The following is a 20,621-nucleotide window of genomic DNA, read 5'->3' on the forward strand; positions in this document are numbered from 1 at the left end:
TAACCCATTGAATCGCGAAGGGGACAACGCCAATTCCATGTCGTGATGCAGACGATCCCCTGCAACGACAGTCGACCGTCAAAGCAGATGAAAAGGATACTACCATGAACCGCGTTGTCACCATCACCATCGCCGCCGCCCTCTCCTCCCTCGCATTTGCCGGCGTCAGCCGGGCCGAAAGCCTTGGGATGAACACCGCCCAGGGTATCGAGCAGACACTCAGGACCTTCCACGGCAATGATTTCAACGTCGAGCAAGTCCGTAACTGGCGCAACCTCGACGACGAAACCACCGGTCCGCGCTCAGCGCCGGAACGTTCCGGCCAGGCCGTTCACGGCATCCAGGCCTCGATCGACGCCAACAGGTCGCTTGCCCATCGACTTAACAATGAAGGCGTCGATGTCCGCAACATCGTCAATGCCGAACAGGCAGCCGACGGAAGCTTGACCTTCTACGTCCGCTGACGGTTCAGCGCATCGCGTCCCATCGGTGCGCGGCGCGCAAAGCATGGGCGGCGGTCTCCTCTCCGCCCATGCCGGGGATTTCCCAGATAGGCCAGATAGGCCCAGATAGGCATTGAATTTTTCGCTGCGATGATGGCTTCTCTCCCTGCAACAGGAGGACATCATGACTAGGGAATCGAAGGTGGTGATCAATACCGCCGATCTCAAGCTCGACCATTGGAAACAGGGCGAGCTCTATGAAAGCGTCGATACCTCGTTCGGCACGCTTCTCGGCTTGGCCGGTCTCGGCGTCAGCTACAACGAAGTGCCGCCGGGCAAATCGGGCTGCCCATTTCACAATCATCATGTCGAAGACGAGCTTTTTTATGTGATCGCAGGCGCCGGCGAATACCGTTTCGGCGGCGAGCGCCATGCGATCAAGGCGGGCGACGTGCTCGGCGCGCCGGCCGGTGGGCCGGAGACGGCGCACCAGATCATCAACACCGGCACGGCACCACTCGTCTATCTCGGCATTTCGACGATGGCAAAGACCGAGATCGTCGAATATCCCGATTCCGGAAAGTTTCTTGCCAAGACGAACAGGGCCAAGACCATCAGCGACGATTGCAAACCCGGGCGCTTCCGTTATATCGGACGGCCGGAAGGCGATCTCGACTATTGGGACGGCGAACCCGGCGCTTGAAAGACCGATATGACCGACATTCCGACCCTCGAAACGGAGCGACTGACGCTCCGCCCTCACCGCCTCGACGATTTCGAGGCGCATGCAGCACTATGGGCGGACGAAGACGTCGTTCGTTTTATCAGCGCTGTGCCGTCGACGCGCGAGCAGAGCTGGAGCCGCATGCTGCGCCTCGCCGGCATGTGGCACCATATGGGCTTCGGCTTCCTTGCAATCATCGAAAAGGCGAGCGGCCGGTTCATCGGCGAAGCGGGCTTCATGGAATCGCGCCGGGAGATGACGCCGTCGATCGAGGGGACGATGGAGATCGGCTGGGCGCTGATGCCCTCGGCGCATGGCCGCGGTTATGCCACCGAGGCGCTGACCGCGCTGATCGGCTGGGCGGAGAGTTATTTCCCCGGAAAACCGATGAGCTGTATTATCAGTCCCGAGAACCAGGCTTCGCTCAGGGTGGCGACCAAACTCGGTTTTCGCGAGACCACGCGCACGCAGTATAACGGCGAGATCATTCAGTTTTCGCGGTAGGGAATCCGTCAAGGGGCAGCGTGGCGCACCATGCTGACAAATGAAGCGATCTAGAACAGGATGTCGCCCGAAAACCGCTTACACTCTTCGGCATCATGCTCTAGCCGGCCTATTGGTACACGATCTCACACCGCAGATACTTTCGATCTGCGGTACGAAATGACAGTCGGAATACCGTTATTTTTACGCCGACTCGATCAGAGCGCAGACCTTGTCGACGATCTCCAGCTCCATGTCCGGATAGATGGGAAGGCAGAGCACCTGTAGTGCGGCTTCGGTTGCGACCGGCAGATTCGAGGGCTGCGAGGAAGGCAGGCTGCGGTACATCGAGAAGCTTGAAATCAGCGGATAGAAATAGCGGCGCGGATGAATGCTGTTTTCCTTCAGCAGCTCATAGAGCCCATCGCGTGAAATGGGATAGCCAGGGCGTACGAGGATCGGGAAATAAGAGAAGTTGGAGACGGTCTCGCGGGAACGGTCCAGGCATTCTATGCCCGCAACGCCGTGGAGCCGCTCGCGGTATGCAGCGTCGATGAGCTCACGCCTTTCGAGTGCGAAGTTGATATATTTCAGCTGCAACAGGCCGAGCGCAGCGTTGAACTCGCTCATCTTGCCGTTGGTGCCTGGCGCCACCACGGTCACTTCATCGACGTAACCGAAGTTCTTCAGCTGGTCGATGCGGGTCTTCGTCTTGACGTCCGGGCAGATGATGGCCCCGCCTTCGAATGTGTTGAAAACCTTCGTCGCATGGAAGCTCAGGATGGAAAGGTCGCCGTGATTGAGAACGCTTCCCCGTTCGTCTTCCACGCCGAAGGCATGGGCGGCATCATAGATGACCTTGAGATTGTAGAGATCGGCGATCTTCTGGATCGCATCGACGTCGCAAGGGTGGCCGTAGCAATGCACCGGCATGATCGCCGTCGTCTGCTGCGTGATCGCCGCCTCGATTTTCGCTGGATCGAGATTGAGCGTCACCGGGTCGATGTCGACGAAGACGGGCTTCAAGCCGTTCCAGAGAAGCGAATGTGAAGTGGCCACGAAGGAATAGGGCGTGGTGATGACTTCGCCCGTGACGCGGAGCGCCTGAAGCGCCGTGAGCAGCGCAACGGTGGCGTTTGAAAAGAGGCTGATGTGCTTCACGCCGAGATGGTTGCAGAGTTCCTGCTCCAGTTGCTCGTGGAATGGCCCGCCATTGGTCAGGATGCGATTGTTCCAGATCGCTTCCAGCGAAGGAATGAATTCCTCGAGCGGCGGCAGGCTGGGCTTCGTTACATAGATCTTTTCGTTTTTCATGACGCCGTCCAGAGTTGGGCACTATCACGCAGTTGGGCCTGGTGCGAACATCACGGCTTAATCTGTTCCCAGGCTGACCAGCGAAATTCTTGCCAACAGTGTGGCGCAAGCTTCACGTCCAATAGTCGACGCCCAAACCGGCCCGAATGCCATTTCGTGAATCACGAAGACGGCAGCCATCCGCGAAGGACGATACCTTGACGATCAATCAGCCCATTTCCGCTCTACCGGCCGACCTTCCTGATCTGGCGCTTCTCACGGAGAAGGCTGCCGGCACTGGATCCGTCATTATCTATCAGCCTTATCTCGATCCGTCGCAGCGCAGCCAGCTCGACGCGGCGGCCATGCCGTTCGACATCTCGTTCAATACGCAGGCGACGACCCGCGAATATGAGCTCTTCCGCACCCTGCATCAGCATCACGAGGCGATCGGCCTCGGCGACGACGTGTTCTGGGGACTGCTTTCGAGCAAATTCGAGATGAAGTCGGTGACGAGCTTTCCCTCCTTTGTCACGGAAGCGGCAAAGGCCCGGGCGGAAGGTGCGGACGCCTATCTTTACAATCCGTTGATCGGCCACGCGGCTATCTACAGCAACGTCTGGGAACATTCGCTGCTTGGCGGTCACCCCGGCATGGAGCCCATCTTTCTGCATATCCAGGAGCTCGGCTATCCGATCGCGCCGCCGCAGGACAAGACTGCCTTCATGTTCTGCAACTATTTCTGCGGCAACCGGAAATTCTGGTCCGGGTATTTCGCCTTTTGCGAACGCATTCTCGAATCGCTGGAAAACCAAGCGCGCGCCGGCACGGCGGCGGGCACCGCCTATGCCGGCACGGCTCACTATTCACGCGATGCCAACGCCAAGATGCGCCCCTTCGTGATCGAGCGTCTGCTCGGGCTTTATGTCCAGCAGGCTACCGCCTCCGGATTGAAGATCGCCGCCTTCGTGCCGACCCTTACCGATTTCGAATGGAAGTTCGGCGTCCGCCTGGGCCGAATGCTGCATGGCCTCTTCGCCGCCAAGGAAGCCTTTCTGCGGAGCCGTGACGAGGCTCTCCTGAACTCATGGCAGCAAGGCCGCCAGCCGCTCATCAAGCAGCCGCATCTGATCTGGGGAGCTGATGATCCGCCCGGCTGGATGCCGCGCGGCCAATTTATCGGCGATCGCGAATTGATGCGCGCTTATGCTCCGCAGGCTTCAGGCGCCTCGCCGGTACCGCAGCAGCCGGTATGGACAGAAAGGCCCGCTCTACCAGCTGCGCCGAAAATCGAGCAGCCGCTCCGCAGCGCATTGCAGCCCTTTGCCGGCGGATGGCAGGCACACAAGGACCGTCATTGCATCTGGATCGTGACTCCCGAAAACTACAATCACAGCCACGCCTTCGACGAAGTCGCGCTCGGCCTGCAGGGCGCCTTCGAGGAACTCGGCGGCTCGGCCCTGATCGTCCGCGACATGAACGCATTTGCCGACCGCGCGCCGATCATCTACGGCGGCAATCTTCTGGCCCCCGAAGTCCTCGGTCATCTGCCGAAGGACAGCGTTCTGATCAACCTCGAGCAGGTGTCTGAAGAAAGCACCTGGATCAATTCACGCTATGTGTCGATCCTGAGAGCGATGCCGGTGCTCGACTACAGCCCGCGCAACCGTGCAAACCTCGCCGCCAAGGGGATTGATCACGCCGGTGTGCTCGAGATCGGTTACAGCCGTTGCCTGAGCCAGATTCAGCACGCCCCCGTCAAGGATATCGACGTGCTCTTCTACGGCTCGATGAACGAACGCCGCCACCATATCCTGAAGACGCTAAAGGACGGCGGACTGAAGGTCGCGCATCTGTTCAACATCTATGGTGCGGAACGCGATGCAGCGATTGCCCGCGCCAAGATCATCATCAACATCCATCATTATGCGAGCGGCGTCTTCGAGATCGTGCGCATTTCCTATCTGCTCGCCAATCGCGTCTGCGTGCTGACGGAAGGCGACAGCCGCGATCCGGACCTCCAGCCCTTCATCGGCGGCTTGGCGATTGAGCCCTATGAAGACATGATCGAGCGCTGCTACAAGCTGATCGCAGATGCCGACGAGCGCGATGCCATTGCTGCGGCAGGCCTTGATGCCATGCGGAGCCGCTCGCAGGCGGAGATGCTGATGAGCGTCATGAAGGCTGGCGCCTGATGAAGGCCGCAGAAAAGGTAAGCCATGCGCATTGAGACCGCGGCCATCGAGGGCATCGTTGCAATCACACCGCCACGCTTCGGCGATCACCGCGGCTACTTTTCCGAGGTATTCAAGGATGCCTGGTTCCGGGAAAATGTGGCCGACGTCACGTTCATCCAGGACAATGAGTCGCTTTCGGCGCAGGCCGGCACTGTCCGGGGGCTGCATTTCCAGATCCCGCCGTTCGCGCAGGGCAAGCTGGTACGGTGCCTTGCCGGCCGGATCATGGATGTGGTCGTCGATATCCGCAAGGGATCACCGAGCTTCGGCAAATGGCTCTCTCAAGAGCTCTCGCCGGACACCGGCAAGCAGCTCTGGATACCGGCCGGTTTCGCACACGGATTCGCAACGATTGAGCCGAACAGCGTCATCAGCTACAAGGTGACCGCACCCTACAGCCCGCAACATGATCGGGGCATCGCGTGGAACGATCCGGCGATCGGCATTCGCTGGCCTTTCGATGAGGGAGGCATGGTATCGTCCGACAAAGACAAGACGCTGCCGCGGCTCGCCGATCTGCCAAGTCATTTTTCCTATTCAGCACAGCAACCCCAGGATTGATTTACGATGCGCATACTGGTCACGGGCGGAGCGGGCTTTATCGGATCGGCATTGGTGCGCCATCTCGTCAGCGAGATTGGCGCCGAGGTGCTGAATGTCGACACGCTGACCTACGCCGGCAATCTGGCGTCGCTGAAATCCGTCGAATCGGCGCCCAACTATCAATTCCTGCGCGCCGACATCTGCGACCACACCAGGATGCAGGAAGCATTTGCGTCCTTCCGCCCTGATCTCGTCATGCATCTGGCGGCAGAGAGCCATGTCGACCGCTCGATCTCGGGCGCGGCCGATTTCATTCAGACCAATATCGTCGGCACATTCAGCCTGCTGGATGCCGCACGGCACTATTGGGATGGGCTTGACGCTCGCCGCAAGAGTGCCTTCCGCTTTCTGCATGTCTCAACGGACGAGGTCTACGGCTCGCTTGGCGACGAGGGTCTCTTCGAGGAGACGACGCCTTACGATCCGTCCTCGCCCTACTCCGCCTCCAAGGCGGCGAGCGACCATCTGGCGATCGCCTGGCACCGCACCTACGGCCTGCCCGTCGTCGTATCCAACTGCTCCAACAATTACGGCCCGTTCCATTTCCCCGAAAAACTCATACCGCTGATGATCCTGAACGCACTGGAGGGCAAGCCTCTCCCGGTTTACGGCAATGGCGCGAATGTCCGCGACTGGCTGTATGTCGAAGACCACGCCCGCGCGCTCTTCACGATCGCATCCAGAGGGCGCCCCGGCGAAAAATACAATGTGGGCGGCCGCAATGAGCGCAGGAACATCGATGTCGTTCATCGCATCTGTGCTATTCTTGACGGCGTCTGCGGTGACAAGGCACCGCATGCACGTCTGATCACCAACGTCACGGACCGCCCCGGGCACGACGCACGCTATGCGATCGATGCCTCGAAACTCGAAAGCGAACTCGGCTGGAAGGCGCAAGAGACCTTCGAAACCGGCATCGAGAAGACCGTGCACTGGTACTTGGAAAACGAATGGTGGTGGAGGCCGCTGAGCGAAAACGTCTACTCCGGCGAACGCCTCGGCGTTTTCAAGGAACGATAGAGATGCGCATCGCCGTCACCGGCAAACAGGGTCAAGTCGTTCAGTCGCTGCTGAGACGTGGCGCCGAAACCGGCGTCGAAATCAGCGCGGTTGGGCGCCCGGAAATGGACCTCGCGAATCCCGAAAGTATCGTAGCCGCCTTCTCAGCTCTGCGCCCGGATGTCATCGTCTCGGCCGCCGCCTATACGGCGGTCGACAAGGCCGAGAGCGACGCCGAGCTTGCTTTTTCCGTTAACGCGGCAGGTGCCGGGGCGGTTGCCGAGGCTTGCGCGCGGATCGGGGTGCCGGTCATCCACATTTCGACCGACTACGTCTTCAGCGGCGACAAGGCCTCCGCGTATTCCGAAGAGGATGCGACGGCGCCGGTCTCCGTCTATGGGCGTTCGAAGCTCGCGGGGGAGACGGCCGTCGCGGCGGCGAACCCGAACCACGTCATCTTGCGCACCGCCTGGGTCTATTCGCCCTTTGGCACCAATTTCCTGAAAACGATGCTGCGGCTGTCCGAGACGCGCGATCATCTTCGCGTTGTCGCCGATCAGACAGGATGCCCGACTTCGGCACTCGACATAGCCGACGCGATTCTTGCAATCGCAACCCGTATCGTAGCAGACCCTGCGCCATCGCTCCGCGGTACTTTTCACCTGACCGGCAGCGGCGAAGCAAGCTGGGCTGATTTCGCGGAAGAGATATTCGCGAAGCTTTCCAAATCCGGCGGGAGAACCGTCGGCGTCGAGCGCATCCCGACGGCGGACTATCCGACACCGGCGAGGCGTCCCGCCAATTCACGTCTCAATGGCGACAAGCTAGCCAGGACATATGGAATCCGGCTCCCGGAATGGAAGCAGTCTATGACGATTGTCATGCAAGACCTTTTGAATAGGGGTCTTTAAGGAGATGGGCATGAAGGGCATTATTCTCGCCGGCGGCACAGGCACGCGTCTGCATCCGATTACGCAGGCCGTCTCGAAACAGTTGATGCCGGTCTACGACAAGCCGATGATCTACTATCCGCTTACGACGCTCATGCTTGCCGGCATCAGGGAGTTGCTGATCATCACCACGCCTCACGACGTCGAAGCCTTCAAGCGCCTTCTCGGCGACGGCTCGCAATGGGGAATTTCGCTGACCTATGCCGTACAGGCGAGTCCGGACGGCCTCGCCCAGGCCTTCATCATCGGCGCCGACTTCGTGCACGGCGACAGCTCGGCACTCGTTCTCGGCGACAACATCTTCTACGGGCACGGACTACCGGAAATCATGAAATCCGGGACGAGTCGGCGGGAAGGCGCGACGGTCTTCGCCTATCACGTCACCGATCCGGAACGCTATGGCGTTGTCGGCTTTGACGAAAAAATGAATGCGCTATCGATCGAGGAGAAACCGAAGGCCCCGAAATCGAACTGGGCGGTGACCGGCCTCTATTTCTACGATCAGCAGGTGGTCGATATCGCCGCCAACCTGAAGCCGTCACCGCGCGGCGAATTGGAGATTACCGATCTCAACCGCACCTATCTCGAGCGTGGCCAGCTTTTTGTGGAGCTGATGGGCCGGGGCTATGCCTGGCTCGACACCGGCACGCCTGATAGTCTGCACGATGCAGCAGCTTTCGTCAGCACGCTGGAGAAACGCCAGGGCTTCAAGATCGCCTGCCCCGAAGAAGTCGCCTGGCGCATGGGTTACATATCGCAGGACGACCTCGCCAAGCTCGCGGAGACGCTCGGCAAGAGCGCCTACGGCCAGTATCTGAGGAAGCTGTCCCCGGATTGGTGAGCACTCCGGCCGGTGCGCACCCACGAAACCGGTACAGATTTTCGATTCAGGCGCTCGGGAATTCAGCCAGCCTGGCTGCGTAACGGGCCATGGTGTCGACTTCGAAATTGACGAAATCGCCGGCCTTGCGCTCGCCCCACGTCGTCACTTCGAGCGTGTGGCGGATGAGCAGGACGTCAAAATCGGTGCCGTCGACCGCATTGACGGTCAGCGAGGTGCCGTCGAGGGCGATCGAGCCCTTGGGGGCGACGAATTTCGCCAGATGTTCGGGCGCCCGCAGGCGATAACGGGTGGCGTCGCCCTCCGATGTCACCGAGAGGATTTCCGCCTTGCCGTCGACATGGCCGGAAACGATGTGGCCGCCGAGTTCATCGCCGATCTTCAGCGACCGTTCGAGATTGATGCGGCTGCCTTCCCGCCAGGTGCCGATTGTCGTCAGCCGCAGCGCCTCTTCCCAGGCTTCGACCTCGAACCAGCGGCCGTTGCTGCCCTCGGCCGGAAGTGCGGTAACGGTCAAGCAGATGCCGGCATGGGAGATCGAGGCGCCCATGTCGATCGTCGTCGGATCATAGGCGGTCGCGACCCGCAGCCGGATGCCTTCCCTCAACGGGGAAACGGATTCGACCGTGCCGACATCGGTGACTATTCCGGTAAACATCAAAGCCCTCTTTCGTATTCGTCCAGGCGATCTGCGCCGAACATCTGCGTGCCCGCATGGGCAAAACCCGATGGTATGTCGGTTGCTTCAAGCGGCGATTCAATACCACCCTCGCCGATGACGACAGGCGCCTGGTAAAGCTGGATGCGGTCGACGAGGCCGGCTTCGAGAAAAAGTCGCGCCGTCTTGGCACCGCCCTCGACCAGAAGCGAGGAAATACCGCGTGCTGCCAAAGCCGGCAGCAGGATTTCCGGATGATAAGGATTGCAGTAGAGGATTTCGACGCCGGCGGCTTCGAGTGCGGTGCGCCGAGATTCAGCGTGGGCGAGCAAGTTACCCCCCTCTGCCTTGCCGGGCATCTCCCCCCCAGGTGGGGAGATCGGCTGGCGGCTAGCTCCCTGCCCTCCATCTGCCGTTAATCGTGACGACGAGTCATCTTGGGAATTCGGATCCCGCCTCTGGCCGATCTCCCCCCTTGTGGGGGAGATGTCCGGCAGGACAGAGGGGGGTAATCCCTCGGCATCCGCCGCTAAAGGCGACACTTCCTCGCTCGCCACCACGATCACCGGCACCTCCCGCGCGGTCGCAACCAGCTTGCTCGTCAGCGGCAAGACCAGCGACGGATCGAGCACGATGCGGATGGGGGACTGCGCTTCAAGGCCTGGTGTCCGCACCGTCAGCAGCGGATCATCCGATAGCGCAGTTCCGATGCCGACGAGGATCGCGTCGATTTCGGCGCGCAGCGCCTGCACCTCAGCGCGGGCTTCCGGGCCGGTGATCGCCACCTGCCCCGCCCCCTGACGGCCGATCATGCCGTCAGCGGAAACGGCAAGCTTGAGAGTCACATAAGGCCGGTTCTTCGTCTGGCGCGTGAGATAACCGGCCAGCGAACGTTGGCCCTCGGCCTCCAGCACGCCGGCATCCACCTCAATGCCCGCTTCGCGCAGCATGGCAATGCCCCGGCCGGAGACACGCGGATCGGGATCGGTGACGCTGATGACGACGCGAACAACGCCATAGGAAATCAGCGCCTCGGCACAGGGCGGCGTCTTGCCGTGATGCGAGCAGGGTTCGAGCGTCACATAGGCGGTGGCGCCGCGAGCGAGCGCGCCAGCCTCGGCGAGCGCCTGCGTCTCGGCATGCGGACGGCCGCCGACAGCGGTAACCGCCTGGCCGACGACGACGCCGTCCCTGACGATCAGGCAGCCGACGGAGGGGTTGGTGGCGGTGCGGCCGAGATGCCGGCGCGACAGGCGGATCGCCGCCGCCATGAAACCTTCGTCATTCGGCGTGACGCTCATGGCTCACCTGTCCAGCGGGTCGCGGGCGATCTTGGCGTTGATTTCGGAAATGACCTTTTCGAAATCCTCGGCAAGAGAGAAATCCCGATAGACCGAGGCGTAGCGCACGAAGCCGACATCGTCGAGGCTCTTCATGGCTTCAAGCACCTGCAGGCCGATCTGCTCGGAGGAGATCTCGGTCTCGCCGGAGCTTTCCAGCCGGCGGACGATGCCGGAAACGGCCCGCTCGATGCGATCGCGCTCGACGGGGCGCTTGCGCAGCGCCACTTCGAAGGAGCGCACCAGCTTGTCGCGGTCGAAGGGTACTTTGCGGCCGGTCTTCTTGATGACCATCAGCTCGCGCAGTTGCACGCGCTCGAAGGTGGTGAAGCGGCCGCCGCAATCCGGACAGATACGCCGCCGGCGGATGGACGTGTTGTCCTCCGCCGGGCGCGAATCCTTGACCTGGGTATCTTCCGAACCGCAATAGGGGCAGCGCATCGCTACTCCTTATCCCATGTAATCATACATTGGGAAGCGGTCTGTGAGGTTGACCACCTTGCCGCGCACGGCTGCTTCGACGGCGGCATTGCCTTCATCGGAATTGGCGACCTTCAGGCCGTCGAGAACCTCGACGATCAGATTGCCGATTTCGCGGAATTCGGCTTCCTTGAACCCGCGCGTCGTGCCGGCCGGGGCGCCGAGGCGCACGCCCGAGGTGACGAAGGGCTTTTCCGGGTCGAAGGGAATGCCGTTCTTGTTGCAGGTGACGTAGGCGCGGCCGAGAGCTGCCTCGGCGCGTTTGCCGGTGGCGTTCTTCTTGCGCAGGTCGACCAGCATCAAATGGTTGTCGGTGCCGCCGGAGACGACGTCGAGACCACCCGCGATCAGCGTTTCAGCCAGCGCCTTGGCGTTCTTGACGACCTGGGCGGCGTAGTCCTTGAACTCCGGCTGCAGCGCTTCGCCGAAGGCGACGGCCTTGGCGGCGATGATGTGCATCAGCGGACCACCCTGCAGACCGGGGAAGACGGCCGAATTGAACTTCTTGGCCAGATCCTCTTCATTGGTGAGGATCACGCCGCCGCGCGGGCCGCGCAGCGACTTGTGGGTCGTCGTCGTGGCGACGTGGCAATGCGGGAACGGCGACGGATGCTGGCCGCCGGCAACGAGGCCGGCGATGTGGGCCATGTCGACCATCAGATAGGCGCCGACCGAGTCGGCGATCTCGCGGAAACGCTTCCAGTCCCAGATGCGGGAATAGGCGGTGCCGCCGGCGATGATCAGCTTCGGCTTGGTTTCCTTGGCCTTGCGCTCGACTTCATCCATGTCGAGCAGGTTGTCACCTTCGCGCACGCCGTACGAGACGACGTTGAACCACTTGCCGGACATATTGACCGGCGAACCATGGGTGAGGTGGCCGCCCGAATTCAGGTCGAGACCCATAAACGTATCGCCAGGCTGGAGCAGCGCCAGGAACACGGCCTGGTTCATCTGCGAGCCGGAATTCGGCTGGACGTTGGCGAAATTGACGCCGAACAGCTTCTTGGCGCGCTCGATCGCCAGCTCCTCGGCGATATCGACGAACTGGCAGCCGCCGTAATAACGCTTGCCGGGATAACCCTCGGCATATTTGTTGGTCATGATGGAGCCCTGAGCTTCCAGCACGGCGCGGGAGACGATGTTCTCGGAAGCGATCAGTTCAATCTCGTGCCGTTGGCGACCGAGTTCCTTTCCGATCGCACCGAAAATCTCGGGATCGACGTCCGCAAGCGAGCGATTGAAGAAGGATTCGGTGGAAGCATTGGTCATCGGCGGGCTCCTCAACTGGAATGCGCTGAGGTATTAGCCTTCCGCTGTGGCAAGGGCAATACGAAGAACGACATTTGCTGAGCAAACCGCGCGCTCCGGCCTTTTTGTGACCGCTCTTTGCGGACGCCTGGCGACCGCGCTATGGACCGCCCGGCTCGGCATAAAAAAACCGCGCCGGGAGGCGCGGTTTGAAAACCCAATAAAGCGGCGGCCGCTTACTGGACCGGCTGCTCCATGCCGGCCGTCGTATCGAGCGCCAGCTCGGCGTTGCCGTCCATCTGGTAGATGTCGTCGCGGAACTGGACGACGCCGTCGGGCATGCCCCAGGCGGAGATATAGACGAAATAGACCGGAACTTCCGTGGCGAGTTTGACCGGCGTGTTGACGCCGGTTGCGATCACCTGCTCCATCTGCTGGCGGTTCCAGCCGGGGGTCTCGCGCAAGAGCCAGTTCGACAAGTCGCGCACGTTCTGGACGCGGACGCAGCCAGAGGATTCGAAGCGCATCAGCTTGTTGAATAGGCCCTGCTGCGGCGTGTCGTGCATGTACTCGCCGTTCTTGTTGTAGAAATTGATCTTCGTCGAGGCCATAGCGTTGGTCTTGCCGGGGTCCTGGCGGAACATCAGGTTCGGCGCCTCGCCGTTCCAGTCGATGGTCTCGGGGGCAACTTCGTTGCCCTTGCCGTCGATCAGGCGGATGGCGTTCTTTTCGAGATAGGTCGGATCCTTGCGCATCAGCGGCATGATGTCCTTCTCGACGATCGAGCGCGGCGAGGTCCAGTAGGGGTTGAGGATGACCTCGTAGATCTTCGAATTGACGAGATGCGTCGGACGGCTGAGACGTCCGACAACCGCGGTGTGGCGCGTCGCGACACTGCCGTCTTCGACTGCCTCGACATAGGCAGCCGGGATGTTGACCATCACGTGGCGGCGGCCGAGATCCTCGGGGAACGTCTGCAAGCGGATGATGTTGGTGTTCAGCTGCTGCAGGCGGACATCGGCAGGGATGTTCATCGCCTTCAGCGTGAATTCGCCGAGCACACCATCGGACGGCAGGCCGTGGCGGGCCTGGAAGCGCTTGACGGCGCCGTCGACATAGGAGTCGAAGGCACTCGACATGCCGGCCTCGCGTGGCAGGTCGCCGGTGATCGCCAGGCGCTGACGCAGCGCCTGGACTGCGGGATGGCTGACGCCGAGCTGCAGCTTCTGGTCACCGGGATTGACCTCCGGCCAGCCGCCGGCAGCGGCGATCTGCTGATACTGCATGACCGCCTGCTGGGCGCTGGCGACCGATTGGGGGCCGAGGATCGGCGTATTGGAAACGACGGCGCTTGCGGTGCGCGAAGCCGCCTTGGCGTCGAACTGGTCGTCCCAGTTGCCGCGGCGCGGTGCATTGATCAGCGTATCAAGCGCCGATTGCGCGAAGGCCGGCGCGGCAATCGCGCCGGCGCCAATCGTTGCCGCGGACGCCAGGAAAGCGCGGCGCGAGAGAGCTTCAATTCCGTTTTTCTTCGACATAGTCCCAACCACTGAATGCGGCGATAAAGAGAAGCCGCGGCTCTTTGAGATATCACTGCGCTTTAACGCAGATCTCCGTGCATTTGTTGTCCCGGCACATCAAAACTTTCCGCTTGCCCATCACAAGATTGCGATGCGACAGCCTGAACGTCTGATTGGTCCATTGAAAGCGCCGGTTGTTAAGCCTTCCGCTGCCACACCAATATGGCCAATTCGTGTTGACGGGCCGGAAGACCGACAATCCGGCTACCGGAAACTCGACATAACGAACCATATGACGGGCTAAACCGTGCCGGTTAATAACGGCTAAAAGACGGCTTGAATACCGCGATAATGCCTGCCCGCCTTTGCGTTGCAAAGATGCCACGCGAGAGCAAACGGCAAAACCGGACGCGCAGGGACACGTCCGGTTTTCTGCAACCCTGAAGGAGGTCAGGGGTCTTAGAGGCGATACATGATGCTGTCGTTCCAGAAGCGGTCCAGACGCTGGAGCAGCTTGTTCATCTGGGTGAACTCGTCGGTGCCGATGCCGCCGACCTTGTCAATCGAGGTGATGTGGCGTTCGTAGAGCTTGCCCACCGTTTCGGCGATGTCCTGGCCGGTTTCGGTCAGGCTGATGCGGACCGAGCGACGGTCGATGCGCGAGCGCTGGTGGTTGATGAAACCGAGGTCGACCAGCTTCTTGACGTTGTAGGAAACGTTGGAGCCGAGATAGTAGCCACGCGAGCGCAGCTCGCCGGCGGTCAGCTCGGAATTGCCGATGTTGAAAAGGAGCAGCGCCTGGATGGCGTTGACGTCGCTGCGACCCTGACGGTCGAACTCGTCCTTGATGACGTCGAGAAGACGGCGGTGAAGACGTTCAACAAGATGAAGGGATTCCATGTAAAGATCACGGATGCCCTGGTCCTGCTGGTCACGGAAGTTCGATACCGCCTGCGGCTTGATTTTCGTGTTCATATTAACTGCCTCACTGTTTGGTTGGCGGTGTGTTTTCTTCCCGCCTTGAGTGAGACCCTATCGAATACATATAAAATTCGACTTAAACCGCAGGCTTAACGGAGCCTTACCGGTAACCCCACGTTGTCTCAGGGTAAATCAACACTTACCTCGCGGCGATAGCGGCGCTTTTCCAGCCAGAGCAGCAGGCGGAAAATCCAGTAAACCACGGCGACAATGACATGCAGCAGGATGATCAGCTTGTTGGGGCCGAAAATATCCGGCAGCAGGCCATACATCAGGATTTGCCCGCCGGCGGCCAGCACCCAGATGACCGGCCCCCAGGAGACGGTGAGCCAGAGGCCGAGGGAGGCGACGGGAAAAAGTACGGCCAGACTGGTGCTCGCCACCTTCCATGGCAGGCTCAAAAGATCGAAGCGGCCGGCGCCGACCAGCGAATAGCCGACGAGCATCGCCCAATATTGCAGGCCGAACCAGAAGCAGGATACGGCAACCAGTCTCAGGAAGAGAATGAAGAGGATATCCGCCAGTGTGCGTTTCGGTATCGTCGGGGAATCGGTTTCCATAGCGCAGACATCGGTTTGGGGTTGCATCTTCTTAAAGAACGCCACGCGTCTGACGACGCGCAAACGACGCTCTATCATATCGAGTGCGCGCGTAATGCCGAAAATCGACTTTGATTTCGGCATTATGCGCCAAGGTTTTTCCGCCGCGGCCAATCGCCCGGTTTGGATTTTCAAGGCGCCATGATAATGAGCGCTCCGATAAATGGAATGGCCCAGGGGGCAGATATCATGCAGGACAGGACGCATCTCGTCGACGACATCACCGGCCATCGCCGCATGCGGCGCAACCGCAAGGCAGACTGGACGCGCCGGCTGGTGCAGGAAAACCGGCTGACGGTCGACGACCTGATCTGGCCGATCTTCATCGTGCCGGGTTCCGGCATCGTCGATCCGATCGCGGCCATGCCGGGCGTCAACCGCATGAGCATCGACAAAGCCGTCGAAGCGGCGCGCGAAGCGGCCGGCCTCGGCATTCCGGCGCTCGCCACCTTTCCGAATATCGAAATGGAACTGCGCGACGAGACCGGCTCGAACAGCCTCGAAGCCAACAATCTGATCAATCAGGCGACGGCGGCGATCAAGAAGGCGGTGCCCAATATCGGCGTCATCACCGACGTCGCGCTCGACCCCTTCACCAGCCATGGCCATGACGGAATCTTGAGAGACGGCGAGATCGTCAACGACGAGACGGTCGATCAGGTGGCGCGGGCCGCGGTGATGCAGGCGGATGCCGGGGCCGACATTATTGCGCCATCGGAGATGATGGACGGACGTATCGGCGCAATCCGCATGGCGCTCGATGCCGCCGGCCACCAGAGCGTCGGGATCATGAGCTATGCAACGAAATTCGCCTCCGCCTTCTACGGCCCCTATCGCGAGGCGATCTCGACGGGCGGGCTGCTGAAAGGCGACAAGAAGACCTATTATATCGACCCGGCCAACGGCACCGAGGCGATCCGCGACGCGGCCCTCGACGTCGAGGAAGGCGCCGACATGCTGATGGTCAAGCCCGGCCTGCCCTATCTCGACATCTGCTGGCGGATGAAGGAGGCCTTCGGCCTGCCGACCTTCGCCTACCAGGTCTCTGGCGAGTATAGCCAGATCAAGGCGGCGGCGATGAACGGCTGGATCGATGGCGAGCGGGCGATGCTCGAAACGCTGCTGTCGTTCAAGCGGGCCGGATGCGACGGCATTCTCACCTATTTCGCGGTCGAGGTGGCGAAAATCCTCAGCAAACGGTGATTGCGAGCATGATGCCGAAAAGTGTATGCGGTTTTCGGGCGACATCATGCTCTATTTCTTCGATTTAGATGCGGATGTTTCAGGCCGGACCGGCCTGAAACATCCGCATCTAGGCAGAAAATATTGTATTTCGCCCGGCTGACACCATATCTGCGGCATCGGTTTTCCGCAGGAGATTGAGATGAGCTACAACCCCAATCCGCTTTATGCCGCACCGGAGGACTGGCGCGCCTATAGCGGCGTGTTGAGCCGCCGTGTCTTCGCCTTCATCCTCGACTATCTGATCGTGCTGCTACTGTGCATCCCCGCAGCGATCGTGCTGTTCTTCCTGTCGATCGTGACGCTCGGGCTCGGCTTCCTGCTCTACCCTGCCCTCTTCGTCATCGTCGCCGGCATCTACTTCGGCCTGACTGTCGGCGGGCGGAGCCAGGCCTCGCTCGGTATGCGCGCGATGGGGATAGCCATCGTGCGCGTCGACGGTCGGCCAATGGATTTCCTGACGGCAATCGTGCATCTGGCGCTGTTCTGGATCCTCAACTCGGTGCTGACGCCGCTCATCCTGCTTGCCGGCCTGTTTACTGAACGCAGCCGTCTCATCCACGACCTGCTGGTCGGCACGGCAACGGTCCGCACCGCCTGAGCCTTGGACCGAGATCACGGCCGAACCATTAAGCGGAGACGAAATAAAGTCTCCGCTTTCTCTTTGCCCGGGGGCGCCAACGCTCCATATCTAAAATTAGAAGACCGATATGGACGGCGAGAACCGTCCCGCTGTTGACGTTTTTTATTCTTAGGTCATGCTGTCAAGAAACGGTACGGCCTCGACAAGGAAATTTCCGCGACAGATGAATACGCAGACAACGCCATCCCCGCAGTTTTATCTGACGGCTCCGGCTGCGTGTCCGTATCTGCCGCATGAGATGGAGCGTAAAGTGTTCACCCATCTGGTCGGCCCGCGCGCCGCCGAGATGAACGACATCCTGACGCAGGGCGGTTTCCGCCGCTCGCAGAACATCGCCTACCGCCCAGCCTGCGAATCCTGTCGCGCCTGCGTTTCCGTGCGCATTCTCGCCCAGGAATTCGAGCCGACGAAATCGATGAAGCGGGTGCTTGCCGCCAACTCCGACGTCATCGCCACCGAATTTAGCGCCCAGCCTTCCAGCGAGCAATATTCGCTTTTCCGGCGCTATCTCGATTATCGCCACCAGCAGGGCGGCATGTCCGACATGACCGTGCTCGACTATGCGATAATGGTCGAGGACACGCATGTGAACACGCGAATCGTCGAATATCGCCGGCGTGAAGAAGGCTCCGGACTGGAGCAGCGGCCGAAGGGCGAGCTGCTTGGCGCCGCGCTGACCGACACGATGAGCGACGGGCTATCGATGGTCTATTCCTATTTCAATCCCGATCTCGAGCGGCGGTCGCTCGGCACCTTCATGATTCTCGACCACGTCCGGCGCACGAAGGCGCTCGGCCTGCCGCATGTCTATCTCGGCTATTGGGTTCAAGGATCGCGAAAAATGGACTACAAGACACGCTTCCAGCCGCAGGAACATCTGACGCCGCGCGGCTGGGAACGTTTCGATCCCGCATCCATGCCCGAGAGCACCCACGACTAGAGCCTTTCCTGGTTAGATTGAAGCATTCTGCCGGAGCAGGTTTTCGTCAGGGCAGAGGCGATTGGCGATGGGCATACCCCTTGGTACGTCCGAGCCGATCGCCTCTGATCCTGGCGGAAAGATGTCCCGGCCCTTCGGGTTGGCTGAAACGGGCCGTCTGATCGACCGGCCGGCTTGGCCGTAGCGCTTGGCTACGACGCGCGCCAGCCGGTCGACCATCCGACTCCGTTTAAGCCAACAGAATGATTCAATCTGACCAGGAAAGGCTCTAGATGTTCCCCACCGCTCTTTCCGATCATCGGAACGGCCTGCTGCTGACGGCGATCGGCGGTCTGGCGCTTTCCATGGATATTCCGCTCGTCCGCCTTGGCGATGGCGACATTTGGTCGGTCCTGGGAACGCGAAGCGCGGCCACGGTTCTCGCCACGCTCGTCATCCTTGGCGCAATCCGTGTTGCCTCGGGCAATTGGCCGGTCCTCGTTCCGGGGCGAGCCGGCCTGCTCGCCGGTCTGCTCTACGGCCTTTCGTCCCACACTTTCGTGCTCGCCATCTTCAACACGACCACAGCCAATGTCGTCTTCATCGTCGCCTTCAACCCGATGTTCGGGGCGCTTCTTTCCTGGTCTTTCCTCAAGGAGAAGCCGCAAGCCGCAACGCTGATCGCCATGCTGTTCATGATCTTCGGCGTCGGGCTGATCGTGCATGAAGGGCTTTCCAGCGGCCATTTTTTCGGCGACGCCATGGCGCTTCTCAGCGCGCTTATTCTTGCCGCAGCCATCACAATCGGCCGGGCCTCGCGCCGGGAAATGGGCTTCGTGCCACTGCTTGCCGCCATCCTGCCGGCTGCGCTCGGTCTCGCGCAAGCTCTGCCCTCAGGGCTTTCCATCGCCCATCCCGGCTGGATCCTCTTCAATGGCGCCATCGTGATGCCCGTCGCCTTCTGGTGCCTTGCGACCGGGCCGCGCTACCTCTCCGCCCCTGAAGTCGGCATGTTCTACCTGCTCGAAACCGTGCTCGCCCCGATCTGGGTCTGGCTGATCTTTTCGGAAACGCCGGCGACGATGACACTCGTCGGTGGCGGCATCCTGACGTCGGCTATCGCCGGGCATTGTTCCTGGATGGTGTGGGGAAGAAGCATCAGGCGGTTGGCGGAATAGGCGTTGTCGCCTGCCCATCCCTCATGTTATAACTCCGTTACCACACCAGAGGATGAAGAAATGAACGTGACAATCCGGAAGATCGGCAATTCCGAGGGAATTATCATCTCCAAGGAGGTCCTCGACCGGCTTGGATTGAAAACCGGTGATTCACTGGAAATGCAGGTTGAAAACGGCGGCATCACTTTGAAGCCGACTGACGAGGATTTGTCGCGTCAGCTCGAGACCGCACGATACTTCATGGACAAGTATAAGGTCGCTTTGAAAAAACTCGCCGAATAATGGCCTTCAAATTCCTGACGAGGCCCTTGGTGGAGAGCCTGCAGAAAATGCAGATCGATCGCTTTGGCGGACTTGCTGGATTGCGTGACGAAGGCGCGCTGGAGTCTGCTCTCGGCCGGCCGATGCACAAGGCGCATTATGGCTGCGACGACGTCATCGAACTCGCCGCCGCCAATCTTTTCGGCCTTGCCCGTAACCACGCCTTCGTCGACGGCAACAAGCGGATCGCGATCGTAACCGCAGGTGTTTTCCTGCTCGAAAACGGCTACGAGATCGAAACGACCGATGCCAATCTCTACGCCTTCGTGCTTGCCGTCGCCGCCGGCGAGATCGATGAAGAAGGGGCGACGCGCTTCCTTCGCGACTTCAGCGTCCCGCTCAACCCGTAGCCTTCATCTGCTGCTGTTCCAGCTCCCTGCCAAGCCCTGCGACCACGTGTGCCCAGCCGCGCCGGGTCTTCTCCTCGTGTTCGGCCCATTCGGCGCACATTTCGTGGGTCAGCGTCAGACGGCTGCCGCCGCCGAGAGGCTCGATGTTGATTTCGACGCGGTCGCAATTATGATCATGCTCTTCGACGGAGAAGCTGAAGACCATGCGTTGTGGACGCTTCAGCTCCAGGAAGACGCCCTGGTGAAAGGCGTCGCCTGTGGGGCGGCGGTCGACGACGAAGAAACGACCGCCGACATGCGGATCGATATCGGCGCGGATGACATGACCGTCGTCGGTGGCAAACAGGAAGCGGCGGGCGATTTCAGGGTTGAGCCAGGCGTCGTACACCACAGAGGGCGGCACCCTGTAGGTGTGGCTCACATGCACTTTGATGGTGCTGGCGGGCATCGATTTTCCTCCGGTAAGGGCGCGCGCACTTCTCCAGTGCCATTTCGCCCGCCTGCGAAAACCGGCCTTATCCTATTTTTGCTGACAGGAATTAGATAGAGGATTTGCCACGCCCGCCAAG

Annotated in this window: 23 protein-coding genes and 1 pseudogene; 14 read left to right on the top strand and 10 right to left on the bottom strand. The window is 60.7% G+C overall.

Annotated features, from left to right (window positions below; translation table 11 throughout):
* The first annotated feature begins 104 nt into the window (after window positions 1–104).
* From RCCGE510_RS00975 to RCCGE510_RS00985, 3 genes are all read left to right on the top strand, one after another.
* Window positions 105–464 carry a hypothetical protein gene (locus RCCGE510_RS00975; protein ID WP_007626285.1) on the top strand — a complete coding sequence of 120 codons (360 nt, stop codon included), beginning with the start codon at window positions 105–107 and terminating at the stop codon, window positions 462–464.
* 163 nt (window positions 465–627) lie between these two features.
* Window positions 628–1,146, top strand: coding sequence for a cupin domain-containing protein (locus RCCGE510_RS00980; RefSeq protein ID WP_007626287.1), 519 nt, complete (start codon window positions 628–630; stop codon window positions 1,144–1,146).
* Window positions 1,147–1,155: 9 nt separating this feature from the next.
* Window positions 1,156–1,671, top strand: a complete 516-nt coding sequence (locus tag RCCGE510_RS00985; protein WP_007626289.1) for a GNAT family N-acetyltransferase — start codon at window positions 1,156–1,158, stop codon at window positions 1,669–1,671.
* A gap of 183 nt (window positions 1,672–1,854) precedes the next feature.
* Here the strand turns inward: RCCGE510_RS00985 and RCCGE510_RS00990 are convergent, their stop codons facing one another.
* Window positions 1,855–2,964 carry a DegT/DnrJ/EryC1/StrS family aminotransferase gene (locus RCCGE510_RS00990; protein WP_007626291.1) on the bottom strand — a complete coding sequence of 370 codons (1,110 nt, stop codon included), beginning with the start codon at window positions 2,962–2,964 and terminating at the stop codon, window positions 1,855–1,857.
* A 197-nt stretch (window positions 2,965–3,161) separates the two neighbouring features.
* Between RCCGE510_RS00990 and RCCGE510_RS00995 the strand changes: the two are divergent.
* The 5 genes and pseudogenes from RCCGE510_RS00995 (at window position 3,162) to rfbA (ending at window position 8,573) form a co-directional block, all read left to right on the top strand.
* Window positions 3,162–5,173: pseudogene (locus RCCGE510_RS00995) on the top strand (glycosyltransferase family 1 protein).
* A complete protein-coding gene (gene rfbC / locus RCCGE510_RS01000) occupies window positions 5,163–5,741 on the top strand; it encodes a dTDP-4-dehydrorhamnose 3,5-epimerase (protein WP_007626296.1) in 579 nt (192 codons plus the stop codon). Before RCCGE510_RS00995 ends, rfbC begins: the two are co-directional and overlap by 11 nt.
* 6 nt (window positions 5,742–5,747) lie before the next feature.
* Window positions 5,748–6,803: a dTDP-glucose 4,6-dehydratase gene (gene rfbB, locus RCCGE510_RS01005; RefSeq protein WP_007626298.1), complete on the top strand. Its 1,056-nt coding sequence runs from the start codon at window positions 5,748–5,750 to the stop codon at window positions 6,801–6,803.
* 2 nt (window positions 6,804–6,805) lie between these two features.
* Window positions 6,806–7,693 carry a dTDP-4-dehydrorhamnose reductase gene (gene rfbD / locus RCCGE510_RS01010; RefSeq protein ID WP_007626301.1) on the top strand — a complete coding sequence of 296 codons (888 nt, stop codon included), beginning with the start codon at window positions 6,806–6,808 and terminating at the stop codon, window positions 7,691–7,693.
* A 10-nt stretch (window positions 7,694–7,703) separates the two neighbouring features.
* The gene (gene rfbA / locus RCCGE510_RS01015) at window positions 7,704–8,573 is read left to right on the top strand and encodes a glucose-1-phosphate thymidylyltransferase RfbA (protein WP_007626303.1); all 870 of its coding nucleotides are present in this window, start codon (window positions 7,704–7,706) and stop codon (window positions 8,571–8,573) included.
* Between the two features lie 46 nt (window positions 8,574–8,619).
* Here the strand turns inward: rfbA and RCCGE510_RS01020 are convergent, their stop codons facing one another.
* The 7 genes from RCCGE510_RS01020 to RCCGE510_RS01050 all read right to left on the bottom strand — a co-directional run bounded on the left by RCCGE510_RS01020 (window position 8,620) and on the right by RCCGE510_RS01050 (window position 15,360).
* Window positions 8,620–9,231 carry a riboflavin synthase gene (locus RCCGE510_RS01020; RefSeq protein WP_007626305.1) on the bottom strand — a complete coding sequence of 204 codons (612 nt, stop codon included), beginning with the start codon at window positions 9,229–9,231 and terminating at the stop codon, window positions 8,620–8,622.
* Window positions 9,231–10,532: a bifunctional diaminohydroxyphosphoribosylaminopyrimidine deaminase/5-amino-6-(5-phosphoribosylamino)uracil reductase RibD gene (ribD, locus tag RCCGE510_RS01025; RefSeq protein WP_007626307.1), complete on the bottom strand. Its 1,302-nt coding sequence runs from the start codon at window positions 10,530–10,532 to the stop codon at window positions 9,231–9,233. The genes RCCGE510_RS01020 and ribD overlap by 1 nt, the downstream gene beginning before the upstream one ends.
* A gap of 3 nt (window positions 10,533–10,535) precedes the next feature.
* Window positions 10,536–11,012 carry a transcriptional regulator NrdR gene (nrdR, locus tag RCCGE510_RS01030; RefSeq protein WP_003547190.1) on the bottom strand — a complete coding sequence of 159 codons (477 nt, stop codon included), beginning with the start codon at window positions 11,010–11,012 and terminating at the stop codon, window positions 10,536–10,538.
* Between the two features lie 9 nt (window positions 11,013–11,021).
* Window positions 11,022–12,320, bottom strand: a complete 1,299-nt coding sequence (gene glyA / locus RCCGE510_RS01035) for a serine hydroxymethyltransferase (protein WP_007626314.1) — start codon at window positions 12,318–12,320, stop codon at window positions 11,022–11,024.
* Between the two features lie 215 nt (window positions 12,321–12,535).
* On the bottom strand, window positions 12,536–13,837 hold the full coding sequence (locus tag RCCGE510_RS01040; protein ID WP_007626315.1) for a L,D-transpeptidase family protein: 1,302 nt from the start codon (window positions 13,835–13,837) through the stop codon (window positions 12,536–12,538).
* A 441-nt stretch (window positions 13,838–14,278) separates the two neighbouring features.
* On the bottom strand, window positions 14,279–14,794 hold the full coding sequence (locus RCCGE510_RS01045) for a MarR family winged helix-turn-helix transcriptional regulator (protein WP_007626316.1): 516 nt from the start codon (window positions 14,792–14,794) through the stop codon (window positions 14,279–14,281).
* Window positions 14,795–14,922: 128 nt separating this feature from the next.
* On the bottom strand, window positions 14,923–15,360 hold the full coding sequence (locus RCCGE510_RS01050; RefSeq protein WP_037077477.1) for a DUF6163 family protein: 438 nt from the start codon (window positions 15,358–15,360) through the stop codon (window positions 14,923–14,925).
* 228 nt (window positions 15,361–15,588) lie between these two features.
* Between RCCGE510_RS01050 and hemB the strand changes: the two genes are divergently transcribed.
* From hemB to RCCGE510_RS01065, 3 genes are all read left to right on the top strand, one after another.
* A complete protein-coding gene (gene hemB, locus RCCGE510_RS01055; RefSeq protein ID WP_007626318.1) occupies window positions 15,589–16,602 on the top strand; it encodes a porphobilinogen synthase in 1,014 nt (337 codons plus the stop codon).
* Window positions 16,603–16,783: 181 nt separating this feature from the next.
* Window positions 16,784–17,242, top strand: coding sequence for an RDD family protein (locus RCCGE510_RS01060; RefSeq protein WP_007626319.1), 459 nt, complete (start codon window positions 16,784–16,786; stop codon window positions 17,240–17,242).
* Window positions 17,243–17,447: 205 nt separating this feature from the next.
* Window positions 17,448–18,224: an arginyltransferase gene (locus tag RCCGE510_RS01065; protein WP_007626320.1), complete on the top strand. Its 777-nt coding sequence runs from the start codon at window positions 17,448–17,450 to the stop codon at window positions 18,222–18,224.
* A gap of 12 nt (window positions 18,225–18,236) precedes the next feature.
* On the opposite strand, the gene RCCGE510_RS36045 is transcribed toward RCCGE510_RS01065, so the two are convergent.
* Window positions 18,237–18,443, bottom strand: a complete 207-nt coding sequence (locus RCCGE510_RS36045; protein ID WP_007626321.1) for a hypothetical protein — start codon at window positions 18,441–18,443, stop codon at window positions 18,237–18,239.
* Window positions 18,444–18,496: 53 nt separating this feature from the next.
* On the opposite strand from RCCGE510_RS36045, the gene RCCGE510_RS01075 reads away from it, so the two are divergent.
* Genes RCCGE510_RS01075 through RCCGE510_RS01085 form a run of 3 tightly spaced genes read left to right on the top strand, consistent with a single transcriptional unit; the run spans window position 18,497 to window position 20,052 of the window.
* Entirely contained in the window at window positions 18,497–19,381 is an 885-nt protein-coding gene (locus RCCGE510_RS01075) for a DMT family transporter (RefSeq protein ID WP_007626322.1), read from the top strand.
* Window positions 19,382–19,441: 60 nt separating this feature from the next.
* Entirely contained in the window at window positions 19,442–19,663 is a 222-nt protein-coding gene (locus RCCGE510_RS01080) for an AbrB/MazE/SpoVT family DNA-binding domain-containing protein (RefSeq protein WP_007626323.1), read from the top strand.
* Entirely contained in the window at window positions 19,663–20,052 is a 390-nt protein-coding gene (locus RCCGE510_RS01085) for a type II toxin-antitoxin system death-on-curing family toxin (RefSeq protein WP_007626324.1), read from the top strand. The genes RCCGE510_RS01080 and RCCGE510_RS01085 overlap by 1 nt, the downstream gene beginning before the upstream one ends.
* Here the strand turns inward: RCCGE510_RS01085 and RCCGE510_RS01090 are convergent.
* Window positions 20,042–20,500, bottom strand: coding sequence for an SRPBCC domain-containing protein (locus RCCGE510_RS01090; RefSeq protein WP_007626325.1), 459 nt, complete (start codon window positions 20,498–20,500; stop codon window positions 20,042–20,044). The genes RCCGE510_RS01085 and RCCGE510_RS01090 overlap by 11 nt on opposite strands.
* Between the last annotated feature and the right edge of the window lie 121 nt (window positions 20,501–20,621).

Source organism: Rhizobium sp. CCGE 510, from assembly GCF_000292525.1.
In the GTDB taxonomy this organism is placed as follows: Bacteria; Pseudomonadota; Alphaproteobacteria; order Rhizobiales; family Rhizobiaceae; genus Rhizobium.

What these genes read in the sequence shown, in the direction of transcription:
- RCCGE510_RS00975 (WP_007626285.1), top strand. Translation starts at nt 105, where the DNA reads ATGAACCGCGTTGTCACCATCACCATCGCCGCCGCCCTCTCCTCCCTC.
- RCCGE510_RS00980 (WP_007626287.1), top strand. Translation starts at nt 628, where the DNA reads ATGACTAGGGAATCGAAGGTGGTGATCAATACCGCCGATCTCAAGCTC.
- RCCGE510_RS00985 (WP_007626289.1), top strand. Translation starts at nt 1,156, where the DNA reads ATGACCGACATTCCGACCCTCGAAACGGAGCGACTGACGCTCCGCCCT.
- RCCGE510_RS00990 (WP_007626291.1), bottom strand. Translation starts at nt 2,964, where the DNA reads ATGAAAAACGAAAAGATCTATGTAACGAAGCCCAGCCTGCCGCCGCTC.
- rfbC (WP_007626296.1), top strand. Translation starts at nt 5,163, where the DNA reads ATGCGCATTGAGACCGCGGCCATCGAGGGCATCGTTGCAATCACACCG.
- rfbB (WP_007626298.1), top strand. Translation starts at nt 5,748, where the DNA reads ATGCGCATACTGGTCACGGGCGGAGCGGGCTTTATCGGATCGGCATTG.
- rfbD (WP_007626301.1), top strand. Translation starts at nt 6,806, where the DNA reads ATGCGCATCGCCGTCACCGGCAAACAGGGTCAAGTCGTTCAGTCGCTG.
- rfbA (WP_007626303.1), top strand. Translation starts at nt 7,704, where the DNA reads ATGAAGGGCATTATTCTCGCCGGCGGCACAGGCACGCGTCTGCATCCG.
- RCCGE510_RS01020 (WP_007626305.1), bottom strand. Translation starts at nt 9,231, where the DNA reads ATGTTTACCGGAATAGTCACCGATGTCGGCACGGTCGAATCCGTTTCC.
- ribD (WP_007626307.1), bottom strand. Translation starts at nt 10,532, where the DNA reads ATGAGCGTCACGCCGAATGACGAAGGTTTCATGGCGGCGGCGATCCGC.
- nrdR (WP_003547190.1), bottom strand. Translation starts at nt 11,012, where the DNA reads ATGCGCTGCCCCTATTGCGGTTCGGAAGATACCCAGGTCAAGGATTCG.
- glyA (WP_007626314.1), bottom strand. Translation starts at nt 12,320, where the DNA reads ATGACCAATGCTTCCACCGAATCCTTCTTCAATCGCTCGCTTGCGGAC.
- RCCGE510_RS01040 (WP_007626315.1), bottom strand. Translation starts at nt 13,837, where the DNA reads ATGTCGAAGAAAAACGGAATTGAAGCTCTCTCGCGCCGCGCTTTCCTG.
- RCCGE510_RS01045 (WP_007626316.1), bottom strand. Translation starts at nt 14,794, where the DNA reads ATGAACACGAAAATCAAGCCGCAGGCGGTATCGAACTTCCGTGACCAG.
- RCCGE510_RS01050 (WP_037077477.1), bottom strand. Translation starts at nt 15,360, where the DNA reads ATGGAAACCGATTCCCCGACGATACCGAAACGCACACTGGCGGATATC.
- hemB (WP_007626318.1), top strand. Translation starts at nt 15,589, where the DNA reads ATGCAGGACAGGACGCATCTCGTCGACGACATCACCGGCCATCGCCGC.
- RCCGE510_RS01060 (WP_007626319.1), top strand. Translation starts at nt 16,784, where the DNA reads ATGAGCTACAACCCCAATCCGCTTTATGCCGCACCGGAGGACTGGCGC.
- RCCGE510_RS01065 (WP_007626320.1), top strand. Translation starts at nt 17,448, where the DNA reads ATGAATACGCAGACAACGCCATCCCCGCAGTTTTATCTGACGGCTCCG.
- RCCGE510_RS36045 (WP_007626321.1), bottom strand. Translation starts at nt 18,443, where the DNA reads ATGGTCGACCGGCTGGCGCGCGTCGTAGCCAAGCGCTACGGCCAAGCC.
- RCCGE510_RS01075 (WP_007626322.1), top strand. Translation starts at nt 18,497, where the DNA reads ATGTTCCCCACCGCTCTTTCCGATCATCGGAACGGCCTGCTGCTGACG.
- RCCGE510_RS01080 (WP_007626323.1), top strand. Translation starts at nt 19,442, where the DNA reads ATGAACGTGACAATCCGGAAGATCGGCAATTCCGAGGGAATTATCATC.
- RCCGE510_RS01085 (WP_007626324.1), top strand. Translation starts at nt 19,663, where the DNA reads ATGGCCTTCAAATTCCTGACGAGGCCCTTGGTGGAGAGCCTGCAGAAA.
- RCCGE510_RS01090 (WP_007626325.1), bottom strand. Translation starts at nt 20,500, where the DNA reads ATGCCCGCCAGCACCATCAAAGTGCATGTGAGCCACACCTACAGGGTG.